This window comes from Paenisporosarcina sp. P4_D4 (genome assembly GCF_056401835.1).
In genome coordinates this window covers 1-765 of record NZ_JBFUIO010000387.1, presented here as the reverse complement: position 1 = coordinate 765, position 765 = coordinate 1, and the positions used below count along the sequence as shown (strand labels likewise).

General features: G+C 30.2%; 1 protein-coding gene. It reads left to right on the top strand.

The annotated features are described in order from the left end of the window. Positions 1 to 376, top strand: a 376-nt coding sequence (locus AC1DSL_RS19015; RefSeq protein ID WP_477533449.1) for a DJ-1/PfpI family protein, incomplete at its 5' end; no start/stop codon positions are given. Between the last annotated feature and the right edge of the window lie 389 nt (positions 377 to 765).

Sequence of the window (765 nt, the reverse complement as noted above, 5' to 3'; positions counted from 1 at the left end):
CTCTTGGCGTAAGCCACTAAACAATAACGTCATTCCATTAATGGAAAAGGCACTTACTATGGATATTCCAGTAGGGGCAATATGTGATGCAACAGTTTTTATGGGAGCCAATGGATGGTTAAATGAAATAAAGCATACAAGCAATGATCTTAATGATTTGAAAACTTATGCAAAAGATCACTACAGAAATGAAATGAATTATGTACTAGAGCAAGCAGTTTCTGACGGAAAAATTGTGACCGCAAATGGAACAGCTTCATTAGAATTTGCAAAAGAAATTCTTGAATTATTAGAAGCATATCCTAAGGAGCATATTAATCAACTTTATAATTTCCATAAATTAGGATATTACGAGGCAGAAAAGACAAATTCATAAATATCAAATATTCACAATGCACATAATCCTTAAGATAGGAATTTATGTGCATTTTACCTTTATAATATTTACTCTCAAGCACCTTTCTAAAAGAAAATCATTCGAAATCTTATGCTCACTTGAATTGTGAATTTTGATGTAATTTTTATCTTACTTCTTCAACTAACTTGCTCCGTTAGTTGAAGAAGTAACACTATATCAATTCAGTATGCCCTTTATTAAAGGCTAAAATATTTTCCAAATTGAAAATTCTTCTTTTTGTCTTTTTAAATTTATCATTTGTTTCTGTCCATTGTTCGAGATGAATTCAAATTTATAAGATACATTATCTTTCGGACTGCTTCCTAATGTATTGCAGTAGTAATATAATCTTGTATCGTTTGGTTCTT